Origin of the sequence: Pontibacter rufus (genome assembly GCF_015694705.1) — a bacterium.
Classification (GTDB): Bacteria; Bacteroidota; Bacteroidia; order Cytophagales; family Hymenobacteraceae; genus Pontibacter; species Pontibacter rufus.
Genome location: NZ_JADQDR010000004.1, coordinates 92,014 through 117,858, shown reverse-complemented (window position 1 = coordinate 117,858; position 25,845 = coordinate 92,014). Strand labels below are relative to the sequence as shown.

Genomic DNA, 25,845 nt, shown 5'->3' with positions numbered 1-25,845 from the left:
TTTAGTTTCTAATCTAAATTCGAGAAGCAATATGTTTCAAGCTATCTCCAGACATAGTGCAGATAGCAGGAGTTGTTCCTGTTATATGATAGTTGGCAGTAAGTGAAGAAGTGAAGAATACCAGCAAATAAAACTCCTAAATAAATTGAAACATGAAACTACTACTTACCTTTATCCTGCTTTCACTTGGTTATTTAGTAGGCAAAGCGCCTGAACCCGTCAAAATAACTGAGGATTTTACCTATGAAATATCAATAAACTCCTCGGGTGTAGATTCTGCCAAATTCAACTTATCTATAACCGGTTTTACCCTTACCGAAACTGGAGCCAGAACGCCATTCCAGCTTGAGAAGAAAGATTTGAAGACGCCTTATAAACTCATTTTAAAGGATGGTAATTACACTGCTATAGTTGATAGCAAGTCAGAAGATGCAGTGATAATCAGTAAAGTGCAAGGAATTAAAAATGGTAACCGGGTGGGCTCTGCTAGTGGAAACACAAAGAAAACCATCTTGGATTTTGGCTTTGGGGGGAATTATTCAGTTACAGAGAAGTAAAAAAAGAGAATCACACCTTCTGCCAACACCAGCTACACGGCAGCCTGGCTGAATTCTTGAAGCTAAACTCTTACTTTCCTATAAATGTAATTAGTAGTTGAACCACATTAACAAGTAAATCTCCCGGCCGCCGCATAGCCGCGACCCGTTGGCAAACATATGAATAAAATTTACCATATAAATGGAAGACACCATGTCAAGTCTATCTCCAATGGGCTAAAGATACTTCCATGGTTTCCTGTAGCCTTAGCCGTTGGATACCTTGGAGGTTTTACCAGCAGCATCTTAGACCCAGGCTTTTTAAAAGTCCTGATAATCTATAATTCAATATGTTTCCTACCTGCTTTGTTACTTCATGTTACCTATTACTTTGCTAATAGAGATACAAAACTTGAAATAGAACCAGGAGGTCGTAGCATAACGATAACAAATAGCAACGGAGAGTACTGTTTACAAATAGATGATATAAGGAAAGTTGAAAGAGTAATTTACAGCGACTACAAGCTTCCTAAATGGCAACAGAACTGGACTCCAATGCCGTGGAGGAACTATGGCTATCTGAAACTTATAACCACAGATGATAAGATGTTCTTACTTACCTCTCTGCTTCTTGACCCACTAAAGCCGCCAATTCATCCAACTGTAACTAAATACAGCTACATCCCATTTTTAGAAGATAGAATTGAGAAAGAACCTACAATAGAAGAGTTGAAAGAGTATCAGCGTGTGGAAATAGAAGCCTATAAAGCTAAGTTCCAAAATCACACGGAAGAGGAACTAAAAAAGAAGACCATAGCAAATGGATTTAAAAAGGAAGCAACCATTGCTGCCAATGAACTTTTAGAAGAAAGAAAAACGATCGCCAACAACACCTATAGTGCATAAACGCACCATAGCCCAGCACGTTATCCAACGCCACCATACCTACTCCTTTTTCGCTTTTAGTAACTTAAACCGCAACGTAGTGCCTTTGTTTTCTTCACTTTTTACGGCGATAAACGAACGGTGCGCTTCTACAATGTGCTTGCAGATAGCCAGGCCCAGGCCGGTGCTGGTGGTGTCGCGGGAGCGGCTTTTGTCGGCGCGGTAAAATCGTTCAAAGATGCGGTTGATGTGCTCTTCGGCAATGCCTCTGCCGTCGTCTTTTACCGTAACCGTATACTTCCTGCGGCCCTCTGTAAACGTTACCCAAATATTTCCGGCCGGGCGGCCATACTTAATGGCATTGTCTACGAGGTTGATGAATACCTGGCGCATCCGGTTAGGGTCGGCAAACAGCATGATTTTCTGTCCAGGCGCTGCCAGGTGCAGCGTTATGTTGCGTGCAGCGGCTACCAGTTCCAGTTGCTCAAATACCTCGCGCACCAGTTCCGCGGCATCGAAATTGCGCTTCTGCATTTTTACCACCCCCTTTTCAAACTGCGAAATGCTGATCAGGTCCTGCACCAGTATATCCAGTGCATCTAGGCTTTTGCCTGCTTTCTGCAGAAATTTATCGCGCACGCTGGGGTCGTCTACGGCGCCGTCGAGCAGGGTATGAATAAAGCCCTGGGCAGCGAAGATCGGCGTCTTCAGCTCATGCGACACATCAGCCAGAAACTCGCTCCGCATCAGCTGCAGCCGTTTCAGTTCGTCAATTTCCTGCTGCTTTTGCGCAGCTATCAGCAAAATATCGTCTTTTATCTTTTTAAGCGGATCGGTGCTGAAGGTAGATTTGCTCTCTACTTTTTTAAAATCCTGCTTTTTGATTTTCTCCAAGCTGGAATATACGTTCTTCACCTCCCGGAAAACCAGTGCTTCGTAGGAAAAGTATACCAGCAGAAAGCAGCTTACAAACACCAGCAGCAACGCCACCAGCAGTCCCTTAGACGACAGATAAGTGGCTAAAGCAAGAAAGGCAGTCAGCACTATGGCCACTGCCAAAGAGGTTAGAATGGCAAGCGTGCGGGAAGTTAAGTTCATGTAAGAAACATAGATATCAAGATTATCTTATGCGTTAATATCTGATAATCCTGATTTTATACTTAATAACGAAGCGCTTAAAGTATAAAGTTTATTTTGTTTGATTACTCATACCTGAAAGTCCTGATACGTGTGTCGTGATGCGTAATCAGTCGGTATTAAACTTGTAGCCTACACCTTTGATGGTTCTGATGTTTTCTTCGCCAATCTTCTCCCGTACTTTACGGATGTGCACGTCCACGGTGCGGGCAATTACATACACATCGCTGCCCCAGATATTGTGCAGCAACTCTTCGCGCGAGAATACTTTATTCGGCGTGGCAGCCAGGAAAGAGAGCAGCTCAAACTCTTTTTTAGGTAAAGTAATTTTGCTGTCGCCTTTGTACACGGCAAAGCTGGTGCGGTCGATGCGCAGCCCGGCAATTTCAATTACGTTACTTATCTCGTCCTGCTGTGCATCGCGGCGCTTAAAGGCGGCCAGGCGGCTCAGCAGCGCACGTGGTTTAATGGGCTTGGTCAGGAAATCGTCTGCGCCTGCCTCAAAAGCAGCTACTTCCGAAAACTCCTCGGAGCGGGCTGTCAGAAAAATGATATGGGTGTGGCGAAATTCACTTATATCGCGCAGCTGCCGGCAGGCGGCAATCCCATCAAGCACGGGCATCATTACGTCGAGCAAAATAATGTCGGGCTTAAAAGCCTGTGCTTCTTCTATGGCTGTTTTCCCGTTTCCGGCCTGGGCTACGTGATAGCCTTCGCGGGTAAGGTTATAGTGCAGCATCTCTACGATGTCCGGATCGTCGTCTACTACTAAAATCTTATAAGTTGATGTGGTTTGCACGGTATCTGGTATTTATACTTAAGGATAAATAAACTTGTGCAAAAGCTGCCGGGGCAGTGCCGCAGGCCAGCGTTAGCTATAAACGGGTTGGGCTGCAAAACCTGAACCCCCTGTAAATATACTATAGATTATAGCAGGTTGGCCCGGCTTCATCAAATCATAATATTTTGTTAACACACCCGCCCGCAAACGTACCGCAAAAAAAAAGCCAGCTGGTAAGGCTGGCTGTACATTAGTTCTGGGCAATCAGGAGTTTATGTTTCAGGTTCTTATAGTCGTATAAGTCTACTTTCAGCGAACCGACGAACATTTCAGCCTCAATCAGTACCGGTATTTTGTTTTTATCATCAGAAAGGTATACCGTAACTGCATTTTTACCTTTAAACATATCGTTTTCGGGCATTTCGGGCACCAGTTTAATCGCTCTGAAATCGCCGGCTATGGTGTTAACCGTTTCGCGGCCTTTGTATATTACCTTCATGTTAAAGGTTTCCTCATCAAAAAAGCCTTGTACTGCTATTTTGTCGCCGGGGCGCAGATTATTGTAGTCGATGGTGCGCAGGTAATAGAAGCTGCTGACCACATCCTGCACATTATCCGGTATTTTGTAGTTACCTGTCTCTTTAGGTTGCGATTTTTTCTTTTTCTCTACAAAAGCCGTGTTAGCATTGTGGTCAAAGTCAACCGTTTCTTTCTTTCTGTACCGGCCTTCTTCTATATTGCGGAATGAGCGGTGCGGCACAATGGCAGCAGTATCAATGTAAGACTGCCAGGTATCGCGGATGCGGATAAAAAAGTCGAAAGAGCTAGTGGTTTTGCCGAACACAGTGGCACGATAGCAAGGACGATCATTGATGTGGTGAATATTGGGCGATACATCTATCACAGCCTCGGCAGCCGTAATAGGGCCGTAATGCACTTTATACTTCAGTATTTCGCCGGTAGAGAAGCTCTCATTCGGAATACTGCGCATTTTCTCCTTTGCCACAAAGCCACTCGCGACGATCAAAACTAAAAGTATAAGCGGGAAAAACTTTTTCATAGATATTCAGCATTTAGAACAGCATCTGTATATAATTTATCAACTTTTATACCAACTGTGTCTTCATGGCCTAATATAAGAATTATATATGTTAATCAATTTACTATAAGTATAAGCGTTTTTAAGTATAAAGTGTTCCCCGTCAGATTAGTGTAGCCAAAATATATAGCCTCTCCTGCTATACTATATAGCAAAAGAGGTGCTACATATAGTATAGCACCTCTTTGTATTACTTATAGTTGGGAAAAAGAGTTCACTCGGCGGCAGCAGCGTCCATTACGGCAGCCACTTTTTCCGGCTCGCCTTTTACAATGGCTCTTACCTTCTCCTCAATTTCGTCCATCAGTTCCGGGTTATCAAGCAGGATTTGCTTTACGCCATCGCGGCCTTGCCCCAGTTTGTTGCCGTCGTAAGAGAACCATGAACCGGATTTCTGCACAACATTCAGTTCCACGCCCAAATCCAGGATTTCGCCTACTTTAGAGATGCCTTCGCCATACATGATGTCGAATTCCACAACTTTAAACGGTGGCGCTACTTTGTTTTTCACCACTTTCACGCGGGTACGGTTACCGGTTATGTTGTCGGCGCTTTCTTTGATCTGGCCAATGCGGCGGATATCAAGACGCACCGAAGCATAAAACTTTAGGGCATTACCGCCAGTGGTTGTCTCGGGATTACCGAACATTACACCAATCTTCTCGCGCAGCTGGTTGATGAAAATACAGGTACAGCCCGTTTTGTTGATAGTACCGGTAAGCTTTCGCAGTGCCTGTGACATCAGGCGTGCCTGCAGACCCATTTTGCTGTCGCCCATATCGCCTTCCAACTCAGCTTTTGGCACCAGAGCCGCCACAGAGTCAATTACAATAATGTCGATGGCGCCGGAGCGAATCAGGTGATCTGCAATTTCCAGGGCCTGCTCGCCATTATCAGGCTGCGAGATCAGGAGGTTGTCTATGTCAATGCCGAGTTTCTTGGCGTATATTTTGTCAAATGCGTGCTCAGCATCGATAAAAGCAGCCAGGCCACCTTTTTTCTGTGCTTCGGCAATGCAATGCATGGTCAGCGTGGTTTTACCGGATGATTCCGGGCCGTAGATTTCTACAACGCGGCCGCGCGGCAAACCGCCGATACCCAACGCAATATCCAGCCCGAGAGAGCCGGTAGAGATAGCCGGAACATCTTCCACGTGGTTATCGCTCATTTTCATCACGGTTCCTTTGCCGTATGTTTTATCGAGCTTGTCTATAGTCAGCTGCAGGGCCTTTAATTTTTCGTTGCTTACACTCATGTGCGTTTGATTAATTAGCTTTATATTGAAGGTGAAATTACAAAATCGGAGCCAGAATACAAAATGCCTGTCAAGTATTTTGCTAATTTTTTTAGCTGGTTAGCGATGTCTGATTATAACAAACCACATAGCCTTTTTGTGCCACATATTACGCTTTTTTATGCGCGTTTTAAAGCTTTTTCTGATACTCTCTGTTTTGTTTTACAGTAACTTAGCATGCGCCCAGTTAAACAATACGGCACTCAGGCAACAATTGCCTGTAAATCCTGATAATGCTAATGAGCTTAGGTTTGGCTTGTATGCGCTCGGCTTTACTAAGAACAACGAGTACTTCAATAAAATTGCAGATGGTTATACTTTATTCGGTTACCATCTTCAGCCAAAACTGATTTATTACCCTTCCGGAACGGTGCGTATAGAGGCGGGCGCTTTGCTGTGGAAGGATTTTGGCAGTGACGGTTATCAGCGCGTTGCGCCCACTTTTACCATCAAAGTGCAGCGCCACAACTGGGCCCTGTTGTTTGGTACCTTGGAGGGAAACCTGAACCACGGCTACATAGAACCTTTGTATGATTTTGAGCGGGTGATGACCGACCGGCTGGAAAATGGCGTACAGTACAAGCTGAATACCAGCGCCGTAAAGCTGGATGCCTGGATAGACTGGGCGCACATGCTGTACAGGGGAGAAGATGATCAGGAGCAGATACATGGCGGCGCTACTACAGCTTTTAAACTGCTGGAGCGGGAGGCAACGCATACCGCCGGCGACAGCCTGCGCCTGTTGCTGCCTGTTCAGCTTACGGTACAGCACAAAGGCGGCCAGATAGATGCATCAGCGTTGCCGCTGGTAACGCTGGTAAATGTAGCAGTTGGCCTTGAACTGGAGAAATTGTTTGCAGGGGAGGTGCTGCAACGCCTTTATACCAAAAACTATATGGTAGGCTTTAAGGATTTCTCGAACGAGCTCCAGAAACCTTACGGGCAAGGACACGGCATTTACCTCAATGTGGGGGCAGACACCAAATACCAGAACGTGATGCTGAGCTACTGGCAGGGCAACGGTTATATTTCGGAGTTGGGTGGTAAACTGTATCAATCGGCTTCCACTACTTTCAAAGATCCTGACTTTCTGGACAAGGAGCGCCGCCTGCTGATTCTGCGCCTGATGAAAGATATTGAGCTGCTCGATAATCTGTACCTGACCATCCGGCTGGAGCCCGTACTGGACCTGGATGAGCCGAAGCTGGAATTTTCCAATGCCCTATACCTGACTTTTGATACCGACTTTTTCCTGGCAAAGCCCAGGCAGTAGTGCTTGTGTATTTTGGGCGTTTAGCAGCTTTGTGCTTGCTTTAACGAAAGGCACAGCTGCCGGGCAGGCACCATTTGGTGTACGTGCCAACCTTGTAGGCCGCCAGCAGGCCCGGAGCGTGTATGAAGTATGCCAGATAGAAAAGCCGCTGCTTCTCCCGGAGAAACAGCGGCTTTTCTGTATTTATAGTATAAGTATACTTGCTATTGATTCAGGAAAGGGTAGTTGTGATGTTTGGGGCTTCCTAATTGCTGCTGTTCCATCATTACAGCTAAAGTATGTGCGGTTTGGTTGATGAACTCCAGGCGGCGCATCAGCATTTCTTTCTGCAATACGGTGCCGGTTGTGGTTTTCATATACGCTTTCTTGTCCTCCAGCACGTGGTGCAGCACGGCCGAAACCTGCTCCTCATGCTGCAGAAACCATTGCTGAAAGTCCTGAATGCGCATGGCGCCGGCTGTTGCCGAGCTAAAATCGAGCCCGTGCAGGCGCAGCACGTCGGCCAGAAGATCTACTTCCAGTGGAATGGTAATGTCAAAAGGCATGGTGCGTCTTTCGAGCTTGCTGTTGAGGGCGCCTACAATGATGGCGAGATTATCTTTAAAGCGCAGGTATAAAGCAGCCGCTTCCATAAGTATAAGGGGTGATGTACGTCAGAATTATAAGCGCAAAATTACACCAATTTGGATGGATTGCAATTTCGCTGATCGTTTTTGGTTGTGCGGCAAGTGCCTGTATTATAGCAGAACAACAGTTTAATTATCAGCAATCAACAACTAATAATAACAATCAAAGCAACTCGCGGATTATCTGTTCTACTGTAACGCCTTCGGCTTCGGCTTTAAAGTTGCGCACAATGCGGTGGCGGAGTATAGGCAGCGCTACGGCCTGCACATCTTCAATGTCGGGGCTATACTTGCCGTTGAGCAGGGCGTTGCATTTGGCGCCCACTATCAGGTGCTGCGAGGCCCTGGGGCCTGCTCCCCACTCCAGGTACTGGCTGGCCTGCCGTGAGCCCATCGGCTCGTTCGGACGGGTGCTGTGCACCAGTTTTACAGCATATTCCACCACGTTGTCTACCACCGGCACACGGCGTACCAGTTGCTGGAAAGCAAGTATGTCATCAGCATGCAGGATTTTATCCAGGTTATACTTCACTGCGCCCGTGGTGTTTTTTACAATCTGCAGCTCTGAGGCATAGTCCGGGTAGCCCAGCCAGATATTGAACATGAAGCGATCCAACTGCGCCTCCGGCAAAGGGTAGGTGCCTTCCTGCTCAATAGGGTTTTGGGTGGCCAGTACAAAAAAGGGTTCGGGTAAAGTATAGCGGTGGCCAGCTACCGTTACCGCATGCTCCTGCATGGCCTCCAGCAGCGCCGCCTGAGTTTTGGGTGGCGTGCGGTTTATCTCATCAGCCAGCACAATGTTGGCGAAAATAGGGCCTGTTACAAAGTTAAAGCTGCGGTCCTTGTCCAGTGTTTCGGCGCCCACAATGTCGGAAGGCATCAGGTCGGGGGTAAATTGTACCCGGTTGAACGACATGTCGAGCGAGGAGGCAACGGTTTGGATGAGGAGCGTTTTGGCCAGCCCGGGTACGCCCACCAGCAGGCAGTGCCCCTGACAAAAAACAGCAGTCAGTACCAGCCGCACCACTTCTTCCTGGCCTACAATTACTTTAGAAATCTCAGAAGTAAGGTCGCGGTAAGACCGGTACAGCGCGTCGGCTGCTTCTTTGTCGGAGGTAAACTGCGTCATAAATCCTTTATTGGTTTAGCTGTAGTACCTGGCAATTCTGATATTCGGGATCAATTTCGATGAACACGGTGTCGAAGTTTTTCCGGAACCACTCGTCTACGGCTTTCCCCTTTTTCTGGTTCAGGGCGGCAGCGGCTATCTTCTGATAATCGTCTTGCAGGTTGGCCAGGTGCGGGGTAGATTTTGATTTGAGATAGATAATGCGGGCAGCCTCTTTGCCATCTTCGGTACGGAACGGAATCGGTTTTGAAATATCACCCACCTTCATGGTATCAATCACGAAAAACACAGACGGGTCCACCTGATCCATAGAGATATAGGTGCTGCCATTAGCCTGGCTTGTAAGCATGCCGCCGTTATCTTTGGTGCTTTTGTCGTCCGAAAATTCCTTGGCGGCTTTGGCAAAAGTCAGGCTGTCGTTCAGTATCAGGGTGCGGATGCTGTCCAGGGCCTCAACAGCCTCAGCCACATCAACTGTGGCCGTAGCCGGTTTTATCAGGATATGGCGCGTGTTAAATTCCTGTCCTTTGCGCTCTATCATCTGGATAAGGTGAAAGCCAAATTGCGACTCCACGACATTCGAAATCTCGCCAGGCTCCAGTCGCAGGGCAGCAGCTTCATACTCAGGCACCAGTTCTTTCTTCTTGAAGAAGCCCAGTTCGCCGCCGGCTGCAGCCGACCCAGGATCCTGGGAATATTGCTTGGCCAGGGTGGCAAAGTCCTCGCCGGCAAGTATGCGCTTGCGGATATCTTCCAGCTGCTTTCTGGCTTCCTCTTTCTGCTGCTTGCTTACTTCTGCAAATTTCACAATCTGGCCCAATTCTACTTCAGAAGAGAAATAGGGCAGGCTGTCTTTGGGGATAGCATTGAAATACTGTTTAATCTCTTTGGGTGTAACGTTTACTTTGCCGCTGATTTCCTGCTGCATCCGTTCCATTATCATCTGCTCCTGCACGGTGCGGCGCAGGTCGGCTTTCAGCTGGTTGATGCTTTTGTTGTAATACTGCTCCAGTTTTTCTACGCCACCCACCTGTGCGGTCAGATACTCAATGCGGCGGTTCAGCTGATCTGTCACCAGGGCATCTTCTACCGTAATGGAGTCGATGGCTGCGCGGGCGAGTAACAATTTGTCCTGCACCAGCGACTTTAATATCTGGCATTTCAGATCTTCACTCGGCTGCTGCTTGGTTTGGGCCAGGTATTGCAGGTAGCCAAACTCCAGGTCAGAACGGAGAATTACGTAATTGTCTACTTTGGCAATAATGCCGTCTACCTTGCGCTGTACGGGTGCCTGGGCAAAGGCACTGGTTGCGGTGAGGAGCAGGCCAAAAGCCACCCACACCAGTTTATGAAATGTGTTTTTCTGATTCAATGTTCTCAACATATAATTACTGTGCTGCTAAACCAACGCACAAGTTACGGCTTTATTCTAACATTATCCTTTATAAAGGCTACAGCAATAACAAAGCCAGCTAAACTGCCGGTTACTCTTTTATCAGTTTTGTTACTTCTTCCTGCTTTACCTGTACCGGGTACTGCTCACGCAGCTGGCTTACCCACTGTTGTTCCAGGTAATTCTGGTAATCAGAGATGGCCGTGCCGCGGACTTCGTCCAGTTCTTTGTAAGCGGGTTCCAGCACATCCTGCACTATAATCAGGTACTCGCGGCCATTCAGCTGTGTGGTATAAGTGCCTTTTTCCCAAGGAACAGAATCCAGCGCTTTGTTATCGCCTTTCTGAAACTTCTTCTCTGTTATCTGCGCAGCCAGCGGGTTGTTTGTACTGGTATTCAGGTTATCGGCCAGCGCACCCAGGTCAGAAGAATACAGGATAAAGGACACGCGGCGGTTGCGGCGGCGGCCTGTTTCGGTATTATCAGGTCCTGCCTGCTGCGTTTTCCCGTAACTGTTGCGCTGCAACTGGGCTGCCGGCACACCCTGCTGCACCAGGTATGCTACAGCTTTGGCGGCGCGATCTGCGGCGACATCCTGCTTTGTGGCGGCTTCACGGGCATCAGCGTGGCCATTCACATCCAGCATAAGCCCCGGGTTGGTTTTGAGCAGTTCCGCCAGGTTGTTCAGTTTAGCTTTAGCCTCATCGCTCAATTCTGCCTGGTTGGCTTCAAACACAATATCGGGCAGGTTCGCTGATTTTACAGCATAGCGGCGGGTGCCGAGCTGTTGTTGTGCTTTCTGCAGCAGGTCTTTGCTGGCGGCGCTTATCACAATGGCCTGCGCGCGTTGTGGCCATTTATACTTGTCGCGGTGCTGGTTAAAGTATGCCAGCAAACCTACCGTGTCTTCTACTGCCTTGGACCATACTTTCTCATCCATCAGCTGGAACAGCAAAATGCCGTCGTGATACTCTTTTACCAGCATGCGGTAATCGTCATACTTGTTTTGCAGGTTGGCCTTTTCATAGGCCATCAGGCTCTTATTCACAAAATCATCATACAGCAAAGACATAGCGTGCTGTGCAGTACCGGCAGCGCGTGGGCGCTGTTCGGCCTTTACGTAAGTATAAAAATCGCCGATAGTATAAGGCTTGCCCTGTATAGAAAACAGGGTTTGCTTCAGCGCTTTGTCATTCTCGTCGTAGTTCCACTTGCCCTGCAGCAGTTCGTCAGTGGCGTTTGCCATCGCTGCTGTTTTGGCTTCAGCATTTTCTGTAAAATTGTCTTCTGCCTTAATGCGCTTCAGGAAAGCGGCTTTGTTCAGCTCAGAACGGGAGTCTTTGGCTATCTTATTGCGCAGGTTCTGCTCCATCTCCTCAAAAGGCGGCAATTCCTGCTTGTCGATGAGCTTGATAATGTGCCAGCCGTACGGCGTAAGCACCGGCTTGGATATGTCGCCGGGTTTTTGCAGGGCGAAAGCTGCTTCTTCAAAAGAAGGAATCATACGGCCGGTGCCAAACGGGGGCAGCTCACCGCCATTACTGGCCGAGTTGGCATCTTCCGAGAACTCGGCGGCCAGCTTATCCCAGTCTTCACCTTGCTGCACACGCTTGTAAATGGCATTTATGCGCTGCCTGGCGGCCAGCGAGTCTGCTTTGGGCATGCCGGGCGTAGCGCGCACCATAATGTGTGCTACCTTTACTTCGCCGCGCGCGTCGCGCACATCGTTTACTTTTATCAGGTGGTAACCAAAGCGGGTGCGCACAGGCATCGAAATCTCGCCGACCGGCGTTTTGTAAGCCATGTCCTCAAACGGATACACCATTTGCATTGCCGTGAAGTAGCCCAGGTTACCTTTGTTGTCGGCAGCTGAAGGGTCCTGCGAGTTTTCCTGCGCCAGCTTCCCGAAATCTTCACCAGCCAGGGCGCGCTTGCGCAAATCCATCATGCGGTTCCAGGCGGCCAGCGTATCTGCCGGGGCAGCGTCGGGGCTCAGGGTGAGCAGAATATGCGAAGCATTTATCTCTTTTTTCAGTCGCTCGTATGCCTCCTTTACCAGCTGGTCTGTTACACTTTTATCGGTCAGGTATGGCTGTGCGAGCTGCTCTTTATACCCTTCCAGTTCGCGCTTAAAGGCAGTGGTCGTGTCCAGCCCGCGGTTTTCGGCCTCTTTTACTTTCAGCTTAAAGTTGGTATACAGGTCCAGGTAGTCGGAGATGCTCTGGCGGGTATAGGCATCGTCGTTGCCGCCGTTGTTTTTCTCATAAACATACCGGAATTCAGCTGTAGAGATTGGCTCGGAGCCCAGCGTAGCGATTACGGGTTCTTTTATTTTACTATTCTTTGAGGCAGTACATCCGGCTAAAAGCACAAATGAGGCTGCCACAAACAGGTGATTGCTGCGCATAAGTGAATTAAACAATATTTGGTTTCGTTGATCAGGATCAGACAGTGCAATTTTAGTGATTTTTTCTGACAGAATAGCCAGAAAGTATAGCTATAATGCTATTGCTTGCTGTTTTGTTCCGGATAACGGGCAACGTGCGGGTTAAGTATATGAAAGCGGGCTATTTTATTTTTTTGTAGAGCAGGCAGGTGTTCCGGCCATCGCTGCTCCGGAACTCTACTTTATCCATAATACGGTTGACGAGGGCAATGCCCACGCCGCCTTTTTTCCCGACCTTTATGTGCTCTCCGATATCAGGTTCTTTATACTCTGACCGCTTGAAGGCAAGGCCATTGTCTGATATTTCAAACCGGATCATATCTTTGGGCAGGTCTATGGTGAGCGATATGAATTTAGTTGGATCTTCGTGGTTTGCGTGGATAATAAGGTTGGCGCATATCTCATCTACGGCGAGCACTATCTGGTTCGTCAGGATGTCTGACAGGGAGAGCCCGTGCAGATAACCCGAGACAAAATCGCGTATCGGCTTCAGGTTTTTTTTAGTGCAGTTTACCCGAATAAAATTATTCATTTGAAACGGTAATAGCTTCCTCGTAATTGGATACGATGGTCATCAGCAGATCCAGGCCTAAGATTTCAAAAACGTTGCGCACCTTTTCCTGCATGTTAAAAAAGATAAGTTTGATTTGCGCGTCCTCGAAGCGCTGCAGGTGTGAAATAAACACCCCAAGGCCGGCAGATGAAATGTAATGGAGGTTTTTGCAATCCACAAGGATTTTGCTGTACTTCATAATTTCCGGATCGGAAAGTTCTTCGTCCAGTAAAACGGACGAGCTCGCGTCCAGTTCGCCATCCAGCGTGATGATGATGGTAGTGTCTTTTGGTTCGTTTGTGATTTTCATCGGCATTGTTACGTCTGTTTAGCTATTTGGTTGGATTGTTTTGAATTTTATAACAAGCAACGTTTGATCATCATATAAGTTGTCGGGTCCCGTGAAATCTTGCAGGTCATTAATGATGGCATACTTGATGTCCTCGGCGTCCAGGTGATAGGTCTGTGTAAGCATATACAGCAGCCGATCTTCTCCATATTCCTCGTTGGCGGGGCTGCGGCCTTCCACAATGCCATCGGTATAAATGACCATCACATCGCCGGGGTTATAATCATAGTACATCTCGCGCACATGGTTATTATAACTTTTATCGCGGATAATGCCCAGGCCCAAACCTTCTGTCTGGAAGTAAAATACTTCGTCCATCATGGCATTATAATAAAGCGTGTGGCAGTGGCCGGCGCGGGCAAACACAAAGCCCTTCATGCGGTAATCAATGATGTACAGTGACGACGTGATGAAGGACGTCTTTTCCAGGCAGCGGCTCAGGGCACTGTTGGCCTGCTTCATAAACTCGCTGGGCGGCATGTCCTGCTGCATCAGTCCGTGAAAAATGCCCTTCATTTGTGCCATGTGGAAAGCCGCCGAAATACCTTTGCCCGATACGTCGCCGATGATGATGGCAATACGCGACTCGCTCAGCTGAAGGAAATCGTAAAAGTCGCCGCCCACTTCTTTGGCAGCCACGGCATGGGTACTGATCTCAAACCAGCTATCCACCGGAAATGTTTTCGGAATCAGGCTTTCCTGTACCTGGGTGGCAATCTTCAGCTCCTCCTTATAACGCTCGTTCTGTAAGGATTCTTTTACCAGCCGCAGGTTTTCGATCGTCAGGATAGTCTGGCTGGTAAACGTGCGCAGCACGTTCACTGTTTCCCGGTCAAAACCCTGCTCAATATCTTTCAGCAGGTATAACACGCCAAACAGGTTCTTTTTTGATTTGATGGGAAGTATAATCAGCGATTTCCAGGGCAGCTGCAATTCACGGAAACCGGGATTGCGATCCAGGTTGTTGTTGATATAATCGATGTTATGGATGTTGTAGGCCAGTAGTAGGTGCCGGATGCGTTGTATCTGCTCGCTGCCGATGTGGAGCAGGTGGGTTACCTGGGGTTCGCTGTTGCGCATCTGCTCAAACCAGGCCGCACTTGCATCTGCCGCCTTAATGGTGCTGTCGAAGAGCATGTCGTACACCTGCACTTCGCTCTGGCCCTGCTGTATCGACTGGCTCAGGCGCTGAAAGTTGAGCAAATCCTCGCTTTTCTGCTCGAACACACTGGATGTAGGCAGGCTGAAAAGCGACACCAGGAAGGCAGCCAACGTATAAGCCCCGACAAACACCATGGCCAGCGGCAGAAAGGCCACATCCGTAAAATCGATGATCAGCTCCCTGCTGTTGGCCAGCTGATGAAAAAAGCGGGCAAAAATATAGCAGCTGAGCAAAATAGCGCCCAGCAGCACCAGCGAGCGGCTCTTGTTGTTAAAAGTAAGGTAGGCCACCCATTTCAGGTTGGTACACAGAAACAGGATGTAAAAGCCCAGCAGTGCCAGCAGCGGCAGAAAGACGTAGCTTGTATAGTCGAAGTTGAACAGCGTGAGCAGCAGGGTGCCGAAGAGCAGCAGCTCAAACCAGTTCCAGGCAATCTGCAGGAACTTGTTTTTGTGGTAGAGCAGCAACTGCCGCCAGATATAAAATGCCTTTGCCAGAAAAATAACCAGCAGGCCGAAATTAATGAGATACACCAGGTGCAGCAGCAAAGGCGACTGCAGGTTAGCATAGCCCGTTACCATGCGATAGCTCAGGTATAAGGCCACGCTCAGGTAAGCGGCTACACCGGCTTTGGAGAACAGGTTCCAGAGATAACCGATAAAATCAATACCTTTCAGGTTATCGGCGCTCAGGCGCTGGTGCAGGAAAGTAGCGGTAATAAACGCAATAATGAGCAGATTATTGACATAAGGCAGCGCTACCCGGGCAACACCTGCCTGCCTGGCGCTTTCTGCTGAGAACAGCACAGTAGCCAGCAATAGCGCCCAGCTTACAATGGCGGTCGTAATCAGCAAAGATTTGGCGTTCGTTTTGTACAACATAAAACGAAATACCGTAGATAGTTTTTGCAGCGACAAAAGAAGGCCTTTCTTTGATTTATCTGACGTGAAAGGTAAGAAAAAATTTCGCTCTTTGGCCAAGGTATCAGGGTGTGTTCATGAAAACAAATTGCATAACGTAAAAACAAAGAAGCAGGTTAACCCCATGAGCTAACCTACTTCAGAGGTGATACACAGCCGATAAGTTAGCGGCTGTAATTTGGTGCTTCGCGCACTATCTGCACATCATGCGGATGGCTCTCGCGCAGACCGGCGCCGGTTATTTTTACCATCCGGGCTTTCTGTAGCTCCTCGATGGTGCCTGTGCCGCAGTAACCCATACCGGCTCTTAAACCGCCTACCAACTGGTAGATTACTTCCGATACAAGTCCTTTAAACGGCACCCGCCCCACAATGCCTTCGGGCACCAGCTTGCGGGCATCGGTTTCGTTACCCTGGAAGTAGCGGTCTTTCGAGCCCTCTTCCATTGCTTCTACGGAGCCCATCCCGCGGTAGGTTTTATACTTACGGCCCTCGTAAATAATCACTTCGCCCGGCGCTTCTTCAGTGCCTGCCAGCAGCGATCCAATCATCACGGTGCTGGCGCCGCCTGCCAAGGCTTTCACAACATCGCCGGAGAACTTGATGCCGCCATCCGCAATCACCGGAACGCCGGTGCCCTGCAATCCCCTGACAGCTTCCATTACTGCCGAAAGCTGCGGCATACCGATACCTGCTATCACGCGTGTGGTACAGATACTGCCCGGGCCAACGCCTACTTTCACCGCATCAGCGCCTGCATCAGCCAGGGCCCTTGCCCCGTCGGCAGTGGCTACGTTGCCAGCCAGCAGCTCTACAGCAGGGTATAAGCTTTTGATTTTGCGCACTGCTTCGAGCACCCCTTTCGAGTGTCCATGCGCTGTATCCATGCTGATGACGTCTACACCCGCCTCTACCAGTGCTTTTACGCGCTCCAGCACATCGGGTGTTACCCCAACGGCAGCACCTACACGCAGGCGGCCAAACTCATCCTTGCAGGCAAAAGGGCGATCTTTTTTCTTCAGGATATCCTTATAAGTGATAAGGCCTACCAGCTTGCCGTCGCTGTCCACAACAGGTAGTTTTTCAATTTTATACTGTTGCAGGATATCTTCTGCCTTGGCCAGATCGGTGCCTTTTTCAGCTGTTATCAGGTTGTGCTGCGTCATAATGGCCGAAACAGGCTGTGTCAGGTCTTTTTCGAAGCGCAGGTCGCGGTTGGTAATGATGCCCTTCAGTTCGCCTTGGTCGCTTACAATAGGGATGCCGCCGATTTTGTGCTCGGTCATGATTTGCACGGCATCGCCCAGGGTGGCTTTTTCATTCAGCGTGATGGGGTCCAGGATCATGCCGCTTTCCGAGCGCTTTACCTTGCGCACCTGGGCAGCCTGTTTCTTGACCGACATGTTTTTGTGGATAATGCCGATGCCGCCTTCCTGTGCCATTGCAATAGCCAGATCAGCCTCGGTAACGGTATCCATGGCAGCTGAAATAAGCGGCGTGTTGATGCGGATGTTACGCGTAAGCTGAGAGGATGTATCGGTTTGATGGGGGAGCACCTCGGAGTAAGCCGGGAGCAAAAGCACGTCATCGTAGGTGAGTGCTTCGAATACTATCTTAGACTGATCGGAGATCATGGCAAATAATTTACAGGTGGTTATTTGCCGCGTAAAACTACGAAAAAGATTCAGAATAATCCGGTATAATGCCAGAAAATTTATTCAGAATAAGATGTTGAACAGGAATGTAACCTGACCGGAAGCAGTTTGCATGCTTAATACACTGCCATGTTCGGGTCAATTTCTGTGGCCCAGGCATGAATGCCGCCTTTCAGGTTGAGGAGGTTTTCGTAGCCGAGGCGCTGGGTAAGATAGTTGATGGCCTGGGCACTGCGGAAACCATGATGGCAGATAACGACCACCGGCACATCCTGCCGGATGCGGCCCGCCTGCTTGGGCAGGTCGCCCAGCGGAATCAGCTCGCCGCCCAGGTTGCAGATTTCAAACTCCTCCGGCTCCCGCACATCCAACAGCTGCATTTTGCTGCTGCTTGCCAGGCGCTCCTTTAACTCCTGTACTGTAATCTCGCTTATCATTTTCTTAATTTATTGTACCCGGCAAGGCATATTGTCGTGTGCCTTTTGGCCGTTTGGTTTCAAACTGCAAACTTAGCACACGATTCAGGATTAACGGCGGCCCCGTACCGCATGTTTTACAACAATGGATATTATCATACAAAGTATAGCCGAAGCCTGGCAGCAGTTTAAAGCAGGTATGCTGCAAACCACCTGGCTGGAGTATGTTGCCGTAGCCGCCGGAATAATAAGCGTGTGGTTTTCAAAAAAAGAAAATATCTGGGTGTATCCTACCGGCCTTATCAGCACGGTGATATACGTGTATCTGAGTTTTAAATACCATTTAATAGGCGAGGCCAGCGTAAATGTATACTATTCGGCCTTAAGCATTTATGGCTGGATACTATGGGCCAGAACCGACAGGGAGCAGCACCCTGTGCTGCAGGTAAGTTTTTCCGGGCGCAGAGAGTGGATAGTACAACTAACATTCTTTGCAGTGCTTTATGTTGCCATTTACTTCTGCCTGGTATACCTGAAAAATGCTTTTTATCCGGGCGTTATACCCTGGGGCGATGCCTTTGCCAGCGCTACCGCCTATACCGGCATGTGGCTGATGGCCCGGAAGAAAATAGAGAGCTGGTATTGGTGGATAGCGACCAACATTGCATCCGTGCCGCTATACTTTGTGAAGGGCCTTGCATTTACTTCCGTATTTTACTTTATACTGCTCCTGATGGCCTTTTCGGGCCTGTCAGAATGGAAAAGAAAAGCAAGGGAATCCGGCATACGGGTAGCCCACCAGAAAAAGGTAAACTAATTGTGGCAAGGTTTTGGACTGCAGATCGTTATTCACAGGAAGATAGCAGGTATGCCGGATGTTTCTGTCTGTAACACAGGAGACTAACATAGATATTTATACTTGCCGTGCAATTTGCCATGCCGGCTTTTTATAGGGTTTTCACTGCCACTTTGCACAAAAGGCCCGTATAATCTGAAAAAGAGCCGATGCAAAGCAGCAAACCGGCAGGCGCAAAATAGTTTGCCATACTTGCCCAAAGTTACCATCCTAAAACAGACGGGCTACGTACATTCCTATACTTCCGACCAGATGTGCCTCTTGTGCAGGCGCCAATTGTTTAACCTGAAACTGTGCAACACCATGAAACAGCGAAACATTGAATTGCCCGAGGAGTTGAAGTATGTTAACCGCCTGAAGTGGGGATATGAATCACCGGATGAGAGTCCCAAGCGCGTTTACTTCCGGCAGCATGGCGATAAACGGCCTCGGGAGGTAGAGGTTTATAACTTCTTTGGCTATAGCTTCACCGAGAATTAACACAATTTCAAGTGCCTTGAATTTTAAAACGCTTTTGCGGCAACAGCCCTGAAGCGTTTTTGCTTTTATCCATACCCCGGCGCGACAGTTTTCCTGCTGTAATTATAAATGTATCTTGCGCCGCAACTAAGTTCCGGAGGCCTGCCTCAGGAGTTACCATCATGCTCAAAGTCGCTATTACCGGCCCGGAATCTACGGGCAAATCCACCATCTCCGAAAAGCTGGCTACCCATTACGGTACCGTATGGGTGCCTGAATATGCCCGCAGCTATGTCGGCACGCTTGATAAACCTTATACTTTACAGGACATTGAAGCTATCGCCCGCGGACAGCTGGCACTGGAAGAGAGAATGGCGCAGCAGGCCGATACCATACTTTTTGCTGATACCGACCTGCTGGTGCTTAAAATCTGGAGCGAACATGCCTTTGGCTGCTGCCCCGTCTGGATTCTGGAAAAACTAACGCAGCAAAGCTACAACCTTTGCCTGCTGATGGGCGTTGATTTGCCTTGGGAGCCGGACCCGCAGCGCGAACACCCGCACCTGCGGCAGTTCTTCTACGACTGGTATAAACGTGAACTGGAGCAGTTAAAAGTGCCCTTTGTCGAAATTTCGGGACTGGATGAAGAACGCTTTGCCCTGGCCCGCCGGCACGTAGACAATCTGCTCCGCCAGCATCGCCTTTTGTAAGTACAGTGACCAAAAGAATACTTGTATTAAGATAAAAGATTGTTAGCAGCAATACATTATAAATAAAGAATGGGCAATAATTTTTACATAACTACTGATAAAGATCAGTTAGATATAGACCTAATAGTTGATTTTCTTCAAAATAAATCTTATTGGGCTAGTGCCCGAAACCGAGAAACTATAGAAAGATCCATTAACAATTCATTTTGTTTCGGAGTATTTGACGAAAATAGAAAACAAGTTGCGTTTGCTAGGGTTATCACGGATTTTGCTGTTTATGCCTGGTTACTCGATGTATTTGTACTTGAAGAATATCGAGGAAAAAGTTTAGGGAAGTTGCTAATGCAAAACGTATTCTCACATCCTGATTTACAGGGTTTAAAAAGGTGGGGGTTAGCCACAAATAATGCACATAGTCTATATAAAAAGTTTGGATTTACATCTTTATCCAATCCTGAAATAATGATGGAGAAGATAAATATGTAAATGCTGATACTAACAACATCTTTACGGTAGCTACGCCACTGTAAAGCCAGAACTATATTATACTTGATAACGGGGTGTTTAAAGTATGAAGCTTGTTTTGTCTGATTACTTATACTTGAAAAGTCTTGTGTCTTATGTCCTGATACTTGTGTCCTTTTGTCTTCTTATTTAACATCAACCTTATGCTATACTTTCTTCAGAGCGATAATTATGAAGTGGGCATCGAGAGCCTGGGCGCCGAACTGCAGCACTTTATAAAGCAGGACGAAAAGCTGGAACTCATCTGGCAGGCCAATCCGGCTGTATGGGCCAGCCACGCGCCTAACCTTTTTCCGATAGTGGGCGAATTGCCGGGGCAGCAGTATACGTTCAACGGCAAAACGTACCACATGGACCGCCACGGCTTTGCCCGACGCAGAGAATTTAAACTGGTAGAGCAGCATCATGACAAACTGGTGTTTGAACTGACGGATGATGATGAAACGCTGCAGCAATACCCGTTTAAGTTCCGGCTGCTTATTGCCTATAAACTGGAAGGCAACCGCTTGTCCATCACTTACCTGGTTACCAATACCGGCGACCACACCTCGTATTTCTCGCTGGGCGCACACCCGGGCTTTAACGTGCCGCTATATGCCGGCGAGCAGTATGAAGACTATTACCTGGAGTTTGAGAAAGAAGAAACCCTGAGCCGGCACCTGCTGAACTCTGAAGGCCTGCTGAGCGGCGATACCGAGCGGGTGCTGACGCAGCAGCGCGTGTTGCCCCTCCAGCATGCATACTTCGACAAGGATGCGCTGGTATTTAAGCGGCTGAAATCAGATACAGTAACGCTGGCCAGCCACACCAACCCACGCCGCATAGAACTAACATTTCCCGGATTTCCTTACCTGGGCATCTGGGCTAAGCCGGGGCCGTCGCGTTATGTATGCATAGAGCCCTGGTGCGGCATTGCCAGCCGGGAAGGAGGCTCCTCTGAGCTCAAAGAAAAAGAAGGAATAAACGAACTGCGCCCCGAAGCAACTTTTGAGCGCACCATCCACATCACCGTATCCTGACAGAGAAGTAGCGGGCACATAAAAGCCCCGGCTATACAGGTATGGCCGGGGCTTTTATGTGCCCGTTAAAGCGTTACTGCAGGGAAGGCTCCGGAAACTTCGGAAACTTGATCTTCCGGAAATCATACTCCGGCTCATAATCATTAATGGGCAATGATATGCCGGGTGGCAGGTCCAGATCGGGCAGGTCATCTCCGAGGGGTTCGCCACCATCGTCGTCGTTATCCGTGAAGGGTGGTTTTTTGAATCGCTTCTGTGGCGCGAACGCATAATATGCCAATATTGTGAGCAGGGCCAGGGTATACAATATACTGATCATCATCACAGTTCTACTTAAAATTAATCTTCCCTTAATATCTTTCCGGCACTGCCTGCGCAAGGCCAAAGCAGCAGGTACACATACCGTTGTAAGTTTTAGAACGTAGGTTTTGGCAATGAGGTTTTTCCCTTTGCTTAAAAAAATATACTCCTGAATTGCTTCCATATTTCAGGTAAAAGTATGTCCTCAGCCAGCCCCGGATCAGAAGCCTTTCTTTATTTAAAACTGATAATCAAAATCCTGCAACCTGGTTATGAGGAGTGGTGGGAAGCAATATATTTTGCCTGATTTCATTTTCTGCGAGGTATACACAAGCCGCTTGCTTTTGATTTAACAGAAAACCGCTTTACCTTTGCCCCAGTTTAGGGGGTGCCTTATCAAAACGGGCTGAGATCATACCCATTGAACCTGATCCGGGTAATGCCGGCGAAGGGAAAAACACGGGGAACAAAAAAGCAGGATGCTAACCCCTGGCATGCCTGTATGTTATACCCATTTCTTTTTATCACATTAATGAAAAATGTATTGTTAGCAGTGGCAGTTGCTTTGTTGCCATTGCAGGTGTTTGCCCAGTATAAACTGAGTGGGCGCGTATCTGATGTAGCCACCGGCCAGGCTCTGGCAGGAGCTAACGTGGTGCTGGATGGCCGCAACAGCGTGTCTGCGGGCCAGAATGGTTACTACGAGTTTTCCAGTGTGCCGGCAGGCAGCTATACGTTGCGTGTGAGTTACCTGGGCTACGGGCCGGTGCAACAGCAAATTGATATCAACCAGGATATGCAACAGGATATTACCCTGCAGCAGCAGGCCCTGCAGACGGGCGAGGTGGTGGTATCGGCAACGCGCGCCAACGCCAAAACGGGCACCACTTTTACCAACGTTAGCAGGGAGGAACTGGAGGAACGCAACTTCGGACAGGACCTGCCTTACCTGCTCGACCAGACACCCTCAGTTGTGGTAAACTCCGATGCGGGCGCAGGCGTGGGTTACACCGGCATCCGTATCCGCGGCTCCGATATTACGCGCATCAATGTTACCGTAAATGGCATTCCGATAAACGACTCGGAGAGCCACGGCGTGTTTTTTGTGAACATGCCGGATTTTGCCTCCTCGGTGCAGGACATACAGGTGCAGCGCGGCGTGGGCACGTCTACCAACGGCGCCGGTGCCTTCGGGGCAAGTATAAATATCCGGACGCAGCAAATCAGGCGCGAGGCCTATGCAGAAATCAGCAACAGCTACGGCTCTTTCGATACCTGGAAACATACTGTGTCATTTGGGTCAGGCCTGCTGAAGGACAAGTTTACGTTCGACGGGCGGCTGTCTAAAGTCAGTTCAGATGGCTACATCGACTATGCTTCTTCCGACCTGAAATCATACTATTTTGCGGCGGGTTATTATGGCAAAACAGGTATGCTGAAGTTTATCAGCTTTTCCGGTATCGAAAACACGCACCAGGCCTGGGATGGTGTACCGGAGGATAAACTGGAAACAGACCGCACCTACAACGGCCTCTCCTACGAAAATGAAATTGATCACTACCAGCAGGATCATTACCAGCTGCACTATTCCAAAGATCTGCTGCCGCGCCTGAACCTGGGCGGCGCTTTTCACCTGACCCGCGGCCGCGGCTATTATGAGCAGTATAAAGATGATCAGAAGTTAGCCAGTTATACCATTTCACCGGTGGTGCTGGGCGATACCCTCATCAGCCGTTCTGACCTGATTCGCCGTAAGTGGCTGGATAACTATTTCTACGGCGCCACTTATGCCCTGAATTATTTTACGGAGAATGGTAAACTGAACGCTACCATCGGCGGCGCCTGGAACAAGTATGACGGCGACCATTACGGCGAAGTTATCTGGACCCGCTTTGCCTCCGACAGCGAGATCCGGCAGCGTTATTACTTCAACAATGCCGTGAAAACCGATTTCAACATCTTCGGCAAAGTAAATTACCAGCTCACCGACAGGTTAGGTGTATTCGGGGATATGCAGTACCGAAGTATAAATTATGAGATTGACGGCCTGGACGACGACAAGCGCGACGTAACGCAGCAAGCCGACTTTCAGTTTTTCAATCCCAAAGCCGGAGTAACCTACGAAATAAACGGCAGCAATTCGGTATATGCCTCCTATGCCGTAGGCCACCGCGAACCCACCCGCTCTGATTTTACCGACAGCCCCAGAAGCAACACGGCGGATGTTGCCCGCCCCAATGCCGAAACCATGTATAACCTGGAGGCAGGTTACAGGCTGCGCGGCACCAGCCAAAACCTGCTTGGCCAGAGTGCCCGCTATACTTTAGATGCCAACTACTACTACATGGATTACGACAACCAACTGGTACTGACCGGTCAGTTGAACGATGTGGGCACGCCGCTGCGCACCAATATCAAAAACAGCTACCGCACCGGCATTGAACTGGCTGGCATGCTGAACCTGGATGATGTTGTGGAATTGCGCAGTACCCTGACCCTGAGCCGCAACAAAATCAGGAATTACAGCGAAACGGTGTATGTATACGATGCCGATTACAACGTGGAGAACACGATAGAGAACATGTATAACGAAACTGATATCTCATTTTCACCAGCCGTTATTTCGTCGCACAGCCTGGAGGTGCAGCCGCTGAAAGGTTTGAAAGCTGCTTTGCTGTACAAAACCGTGAGCAAGCAATACCTGGATAATACGGCTTCGGATGCACGCAAAATTAATGGGTACCAGGTAGCGGATTTACGCCTGCGTTATACCTTGCAGCCGCCGTTTATGAAGGAGTTGGAAGTAGCGTTGCTGGTTAACAACCTGTTCAACCAGAAGTATGAAGCCAATGGCTATACTTTCAGCGAAGAGTATTCCGGCGACGCCACCCGCTACGACTATAACTACTATTATCCACAGGCCACACGCAATTTCCTGCTGTCGGTGGGGCTTAAGTTTTAGGTTGATTTTAGAAGTATAAATTACAGAGCCCTGCCGGTTGGCGGGGCTTTTTTGTTTTTATATTTGGAGCAGCATTGCCGCTCCTTTGCTTCGCAGCATACAGGTGGCCGTGCTTACAATAGCAAAGTATAAAAAGTATCAGGATGAAGGACCAATTGCCTGACAGTGCAACGAGCGGTAACAAAAGCACCCTTTCAGAAATAGGCCGGCTGTTCTTTAAGCTCGGCTGCATTGCCTTCGGGGGACCTGCAGCGCACATCGCCATGATGGAGGATGAGGTGGTGAAAAAGCGGAAGTGGATGAGCCACGAACATTTCCTGGATTTGGTAGGTGCCACCAACCTGATTCCGGGCCCAAACTCCACCGAAATGACTATGCACTGCGGCCACGAGCGGGCCGGCTGGCCGGGGTTAATAGTGGCCGGTACCTGCTTCATTTTCCCGGCCGTTGCCATCACTTCTGTTTTCGCGTGGGCGTATCAGCAGTACGGGCAGCTGCCCGAAGTGGAGGCTTTTATCTATGGTATCAAGCCTGCTGTTATCGCCATTATCATTTCCGCAGTTATTGCGCTTGGTAAAAAAGCCCTCAAGTCGGTGGAACTGGGTATACTTGGAGCGGCTACCGCGATCGCATGCCTGGCTGGCGTAAACGAGATAATAGCTTTGTTTGGCTGCGGACTGGCGGGTGTTGGGCTATACCTTGTCCGGCACTGGAAATCCACGGCGCACAGCTTCCTGCCTTTGCTGTTTTTGCAGGCGGTGGCTGTGACGCCGCACCTGTCCAACGTCAGGGTATTCTGGTCTTTCCTCAAAGTAGGAGCCTTGCTGTATGGCAGCGGTTATGTGTTATTTGCCTTTCTGGATGCCGAACTGGTAAGCAAAGGCCTGCTCACCCGGCAGCAGTTGATTGATGCGATTGCCGTGGGGCAATTTACGCCGGGACCAGTGTTGAGCACCGCCACCTTTGTTGGCTGGCAGCTGCATGGTGCCTGGGGCGCCTTGGCCGCAACGGCCGGTATTTTTCTTCCATCTTTTCTGTTCACGGCCCTGCTCAACCCGCTGATTCCTAAAATGCGCCGTTCGAAAGTGATGGGTGCTTTTCTGGACGCTGTGAACGTAGCTGCTGTGGCTGTTATCGTAGCCGTTTGCGTGGAAATGGGACAGGCTGCGCTCACCGACTGGCGAACGGTTTTAATAGCTATCGTTAGCCTGCTGGTCACGTTTGTATTTAAAAAGCTGAACAGTGCCTTTATTGTGCTGGGCGGTGCCGCCCTTGGCTACCTGCTGACGTTTCTGTAGGGGTGCCTTTTGCTCTTTATATTTCGTCAGGAGCATGGGGGTTTTGCTTAAAATTTTAACTT

General features: G+C 48.8%; 24 protein-coding genes and 1 riboswitch. Of the genes, 10 read left to right on the top strand and 14 right to left on the bottom strand.

The annotated features are described in order from the left end of the window. The first annotated feature begins 152 nt into the window (after positions 1-152). Entirely contained in the window at positions 153-557 is a 405-nt protein-coding gene (locus tag I2I11_RS08490; RefSeq protein ID WP_196267264.1) for a hypothetical protein, read from the top strand. A gap of 159 nt (positions 558-716) precedes the next feature. Beyond that, complete coding sequence (locus tag I2I11_RS08485) at positions 717-1,442, top strand: PH domain-containing protein (RefSeq protein ID WP_196267263.1); 726 nt, start codon at positions 717-719, stop codon at positions 1,440-1,442. Positions 1,443-1,481: 39 nt separating this feature from the next. Here I2I11_RS08485 and I2I11_RS08480 read toward each other — a convergent pair whose 3' ends face one another. From I2I11_RS08480 to recA, 4 genes are all read right to left on the bottom strand, one after another. After that, positions 1,482-2,519, bottom strand: coding sequence for a sensor histidine kinase (locus I2I11_RS08480; RefSeq protein ID WP_196267262.1), 1,038 nt, complete (start codon positions 2,517-2,519; stop codon positions 1,482-1,484). 148 nt (positions 2,520-2,667) lie between these two features. Next, positions 2,668-3,357 carry a response regulator transcription factor gene (locus I2I11_RS08475; protein WP_196267261.1) on the bottom strand — a complete coding sequence of 230 codons (690 nt, stop codon included), beginning with the start codon at positions 3,355-3,357 and terminating at the stop codon, positions 2,668-2,670. A gap of 232 nt (positions 3,358-3,589) precedes the next feature. Beyond that, complete coding sequence (locus I2I11_RS08470) at positions 3,590-4,399, bottom strand: DUF3108 domain-containing protein (protein ID WP_196267260.1); 810 nt, start codon at positions 4,397-4,399, stop codon at positions 3,590-3,592. Positions 4,400-4,652: 253 nt separating this feature from the next. After that, positions 4,653-5,693 (bottom strand): recombinase RecA, encoded by a 1,041-nt coding sequence (gene recA / locus I2I11_RS08465; RefSeq protein WP_196267259.1) that lies wholly within the window; start codon positions 5,691-5,693, stop codon positions 4,653-4,655. A gap of 253 nt (positions 5,694-5,946) precedes the next feature. Between recA and I2I11_RS08460 the strand changes: the two genes are divergently transcribed. Further along, positions 5,947-7,005, top strand: a complete 1,059-nt coding sequence (locus I2I11_RS08460) for a hypothetical protein (RefSeq protein WP_230679983.1) — start codon at positions 5,947-5,949, stop codon at positions 7,003-7,005. A 203-nt stretch (positions 7,006-7,208) separates the two neighbouring features. On the opposite strand, the gene I2I11_RS08455 is transcribed toward I2I11_RS08460, so the two are convergent. The 9 genes from I2I11_RS08455 to I2I11_RS08415 form a co-directional block, all read right to left on the bottom strand. Continuing rightward, positions 7,209-7,637, bottom strand: coding sequence for a hypothetical protein (locus I2I11_RS08455; RefSeq protein ID WP_196267258.1), 429 nt, complete (start codon positions 7,635-7,637; stop codon positions 7,209-7,211). A gap of 157 nt (positions 7,638-7,794) precedes the next feature. Next, positions 7,795-8,760: an AAA family ATPase gene (locus I2I11_RS08450; RefSeq protein ID WP_196267257.1), complete on the bottom strand. Its 966-nt coding sequence runs from the start codon at positions 8,758-8,760 to the stop codon at positions 7,795-7,797. Between the two features lie 7 nt (positions 8,761-8,767). Next, positions 8,768-10,144, bottom strand: coding sequence for a peptidylprolyl isomerase (locus I2I11_RS08445; RefSeq protein ID WP_196267256.1), 1,377 nt, complete (start codon positions 10,142-10,144; stop codon positions 8,768-8,770). Between the two features lie 100 nt (positions 10,145-10,244). After that, positions 10,245-12,560, bottom strand: coding sequence for a peptidylprolyl isomerase (locus I2I11_RS08440; RefSeq protein WP_196267255.1), 2,316 nt, complete (start codon positions 12,558-12,560; stop codon positions 10,245-10,247). Between the two features lie 160 nt (positions 12,561-12,720). After that, positions 12,721-13,131, bottom strand: coding sequence for an ATP-binding protein (locus I2I11_RS08435; protein WP_196267254.1), 411 nt, complete (start codon positions 13,129-13,131; stop codon positions 12,721-12,723). Beyond that, positions 13,124-13,462: an STAS domain-containing protein gene (locus I2I11_RS08430; RefSeq protein ID WP_196267253.1), complete on the bottom strand. Its 339-nt coding sequence runs from the start codon at positions 13,460-13,462 to the stop codon at positions 13,124-13,126. Before I2I11_RS08430 ends, I2I11_RS08435 begins: the two co-directional genes overlap by 8 nt. Positions 13,463-13,480: 18 nt before the next feature. Further along, positions 13,481-15,544: a GAF domain-containing SpoIIE family protein phosphatase gene (locus I2I11_RS08425; RefSeq protein ID WP_230679982.1), complete on the bottom strand. Its 2,064-nt coding sequence runs from the start codon at positions 15,542-15,544 to the stop codon at positions 13,481-13,483. Between the two features lie 203 nt (positions 15,545-15,747). After that, a complete protein-coding gene (guaB, locus tag I2I11_RS08420) occupies positions 15,748-17,217 on the bottom strand; it encodes an IMP dehydrogenase (RefSeq protein ID WP_196267251.1) in 1,470 nt (489 codons plus the stop codon). A 137-nt stretch (positions 17,218-17,354) separates the two neighbouring features. Continuing rightward, positions 17,355-17,675 (bottom strand): rhodanese-like domain-containing protein, encoded by a 321-nt coding sequence (locus I2I11_RS08415; RefSeq protein ID WP_230679981.1) that lies wholly within the window; start codon positions 17,673-17,675, stop codon positions 17,355-17,357. Positions 17,676-17,799: 124 nt separating this feature from the next. On the opposite strand from I2I11_RS08415, the gene pnuC reads away from it, so the two are divergent. The 5 genes from pnuC (at position 17,800) to I2I11_RS08390 (ending at position 21,223) form a co-directional block, all read left to right on the top strand. Next, entirely contained in the window at positions 17,800-18,471 is a 672-nt protein-coding gene (gene pnuC / locus I2I11_RS08410) for a nicotinamide riboside transporter PnuC (protein WP_196267250.1), read from the top strand. A gap of 342 nt (positions 18,472-18,813) precedes the next feature. Next, a complete protein-coding gene (locus tag I2I11_RS08405) occupies positions 18,814-18,990 on the top strand; it encodes a hypothetical protein (RefSeq protein ID WP_196267249.1) in 177 nt (58 codons plus the stop codon). Positions 18,991-19,151: 161 nt separating this feature from the next. Further along, the gene (locus tag I2I11_RS08400) at positions 19,152-19,679 is read left to right on the top strand and encodes an AAA family ATPase (RefSeq protein WP_196267248.1); all 528 of its coding nucleotides are present in this window, start codon (positions 19,152-19,154) and stop codon (positions 19,677-19,679) included. Positions 19,680-19,748: 69 nt separating this feature from the next. Further along, positions 19,749-20,165, top strand: coding sequence for a GNAT family N-acetyltransferase (locus I2I11_RS08395; RefSeq protein WP_196267247.1), 417 nt, complete (start codon positions 19,749-19,751; stop codon positions 20,163-20,165). Between the two features lie 182 nt (positions 20,166-20,347). Next, the gene (locus I2I11_RS08390) at positions 20,348-21,223 is read left to right on the top strand and encodes an aldose 1-epimerase family protein (protein ID WP_196267246.1); all 876 of its coding nucleotides are present in this window, start codon (positions 20,348-20,350) and stop codon (positions 21,221-21,223) included. A 73-nt stretch (positions 21,224-21,296) separates the two neighbouring features. Here I2I11_RS08390 and I2I11_RS08385 read toward each other — a convergent pair whose 3' ends face one another. Continuing rightward, positions 21,297-21,545, bottom strand: coding sequence for a hypothetical protein (locus tag I2I11_RS08385; protein ID WP_196267245.1), 249 nt, complete (start codon positions 21,543-21,545; stop codon positions 21,297-21,299). Positions 21,546-21,897: 352 nt separating this feature from the next. Further along, a riboswitch (TPP riboswitch) is annotated at positions 21,898-21,994 on the top strand. Positions 21,995-22,055: 61 nt separating this feature from the next. Here I2I11_RS08385 and I2I11_RS08380 point away from each other — a divergent pair. Together I2I11_RS08380 and chrA are read left to right on the top strand one after the other, a co-directional pair. Next, positions 22,056-24,485, top strand: coding sequence for a TonB-dependent receptor (locus I2I11_RS08380; RefSeq protein ID WP_196267244.1), 2,430 nt, complete (start codon positions 22,056-22,058; stop codon positions 24,483-24,485). 143 nt (positions 24,486-24,628) lie between these two features. After that, entirely contained in the window at positions 24,629-25,783 is a 1,155-nt protein-coding gene (gene chrA, locus I2I11_RS08375; RefSeq protein WP_196267243.1) for a chromate efflux transporter, read from the top strand. Positions 25,784-25,845: the final 62 nt, after the last annotated feature.

Bases quoted from the DNA above. Each gene is read 5' to 3' on its own strand.
- I2I11_RS08490 (WP_196267264.1), top strand. From the start codon at position 153: ATGAAACTACTACTTACCTTTATCCTGCTTTCACTTGGTTATTTAGTA.
- I2I11_RS08485 (WP_196267263.1), top strand. From the start codon at position 717: ATGAATAAAATTTACCATATAAATGGAAGACACCATGTCAAGTCTATC.
- I2I11_RS08480 (WP_196267262.1), bottom strand. From the start codon at position 2,519: ATGAACTTAACTTCCCGCACGCTTGCCATTCTAACCTCTTTGGCAGTG.
- I2I11_RS08470 (WP_196267260.1), bottom strand. From the start codon at position 4,399: ATGAAAAAGTTTTTCCCGCTTATACTTTTAGTTTTGATCGTCGCGAGT.
- recA (WP_196267259.1), bottom strand. From the start codon at position 5,693: ATGAGTGTAAGCAACGAAAAATTAAAGGCCCTGCAGCTGACTATAGAC.
- I2I11_RS08455 (WP_196267258.1), bottom strand. From the start codon at position 7,637: ATGGAAGCGGCTGCTTTATACCTGCGCTTTAAAGATAATCTCGCCATC.
- I2I11_RS08450 (WP_196267257.1), bottom strand. From the start codon at position 8,760: ATGACGCAGTTTACCTCCGACAAAGAAGCAGCCGACGCGCTGTACCGG.
- I2I11_RS08445 (WP_196267256.1), bottom strand. From the start codon at position 10,144: ATGTTGAGAACATTGAATCAGAAAAACACATTTCATAAACTGGTGTGG.
- I2I11_RS08440 (WP_196267255.1), bottom strand. From the start codon at position 12,560: ATGCGCAGCAATCACCTGTTTGTGGCAGCCTCATTTGTGCTTTTAGCC.
- I2I11_RS08435 (WP_196267254.1), bottom strand. From the start codon at position 13,131: ATGAATAATTTTATTCGGGTAAACTGCACTAAAAAAAACCTGAAGCCG.
- I2I11_RS08430 (WP_196267253.1), bottom strand. From the start codon at position 13,462: ATGAAAATCACAAACGAACCAAAAGACACTACCATCATCATCACGCTG.
- I2I11_RS08425 (WP_230679982.1), bottom strand. From the start codon at position 15,544: ATGTTGTACAAAACGAACGCCAAATCTTTGCTGATTACGACCGCCATT.
- guaB (WP_196267251.1), bottom strand. From the start codon at position 17,217: ATGATCTCCGATCAGTCTAAGATAGTATTCGAAGCACTCACCTACGAT.
- I2I11_RS08415 (WP_230679981.1), bottom strand. From the start codon at position 17,675: ATGATAAGCGAGATTACAGTACAGGAGTTAAAGGAGCGCCTGGCAAGC.
- pnuC (WP_196267250.1), top strand. From the start codon at position 17,800: ATGGATATTATCATACAAAGTATAGCCGAAGCCTGGCAGCAGTTTAAA.
- I2I11_RS08405 (WP_196267249.1), top strand. From the start codon at position 18,814: ATGAAACAGCGAAACATTGAATTGCCCGAGGAGTTGAAGTATGTTAAC.
- I2I11_RS08400 (WP_196267248.1), top strand. From the start codon at position 19,152: ATGCTCAAAGTCGCTATTACCGGCCCGGAATCTACGGGCAAATCCACC.
- I2I11_RS08395 (WP_196267247.1), top strand. From the start codon at position 19,749: ATGGGCAATAATTTTTACATAACTACTGATAAAGATCAGTTAGATATA.
- I2I11_RS08390 (WP_196267246.1), top strand. From the start codon at position 20,348: ATGCTATACTTTCTTCAGAGCGATAATTATGAAGTGGGCATCGAGAGC.
- I2I11_RS08385 (WP_196267245.1), bottom strand. From the start codon at position 21,545: ATGATGATCAGTATATTGTATACCCTGGCCCTGCTCACAATATTGGCA.
- I2I11_RS08380 (WP_196267244.1), top strand. From the start codon at position 22,056: ATGAAAAATGTATTGTTAGCAGTGGCAGTTGCTTTGTTGCCATTGCAG.
- chrA (WP_196267243.1), top strand. From the start codon at position 24,629: ATGAAGGACCAATTGCCTGACAGTGCAACGAGCGGTAACAAAAGCACC.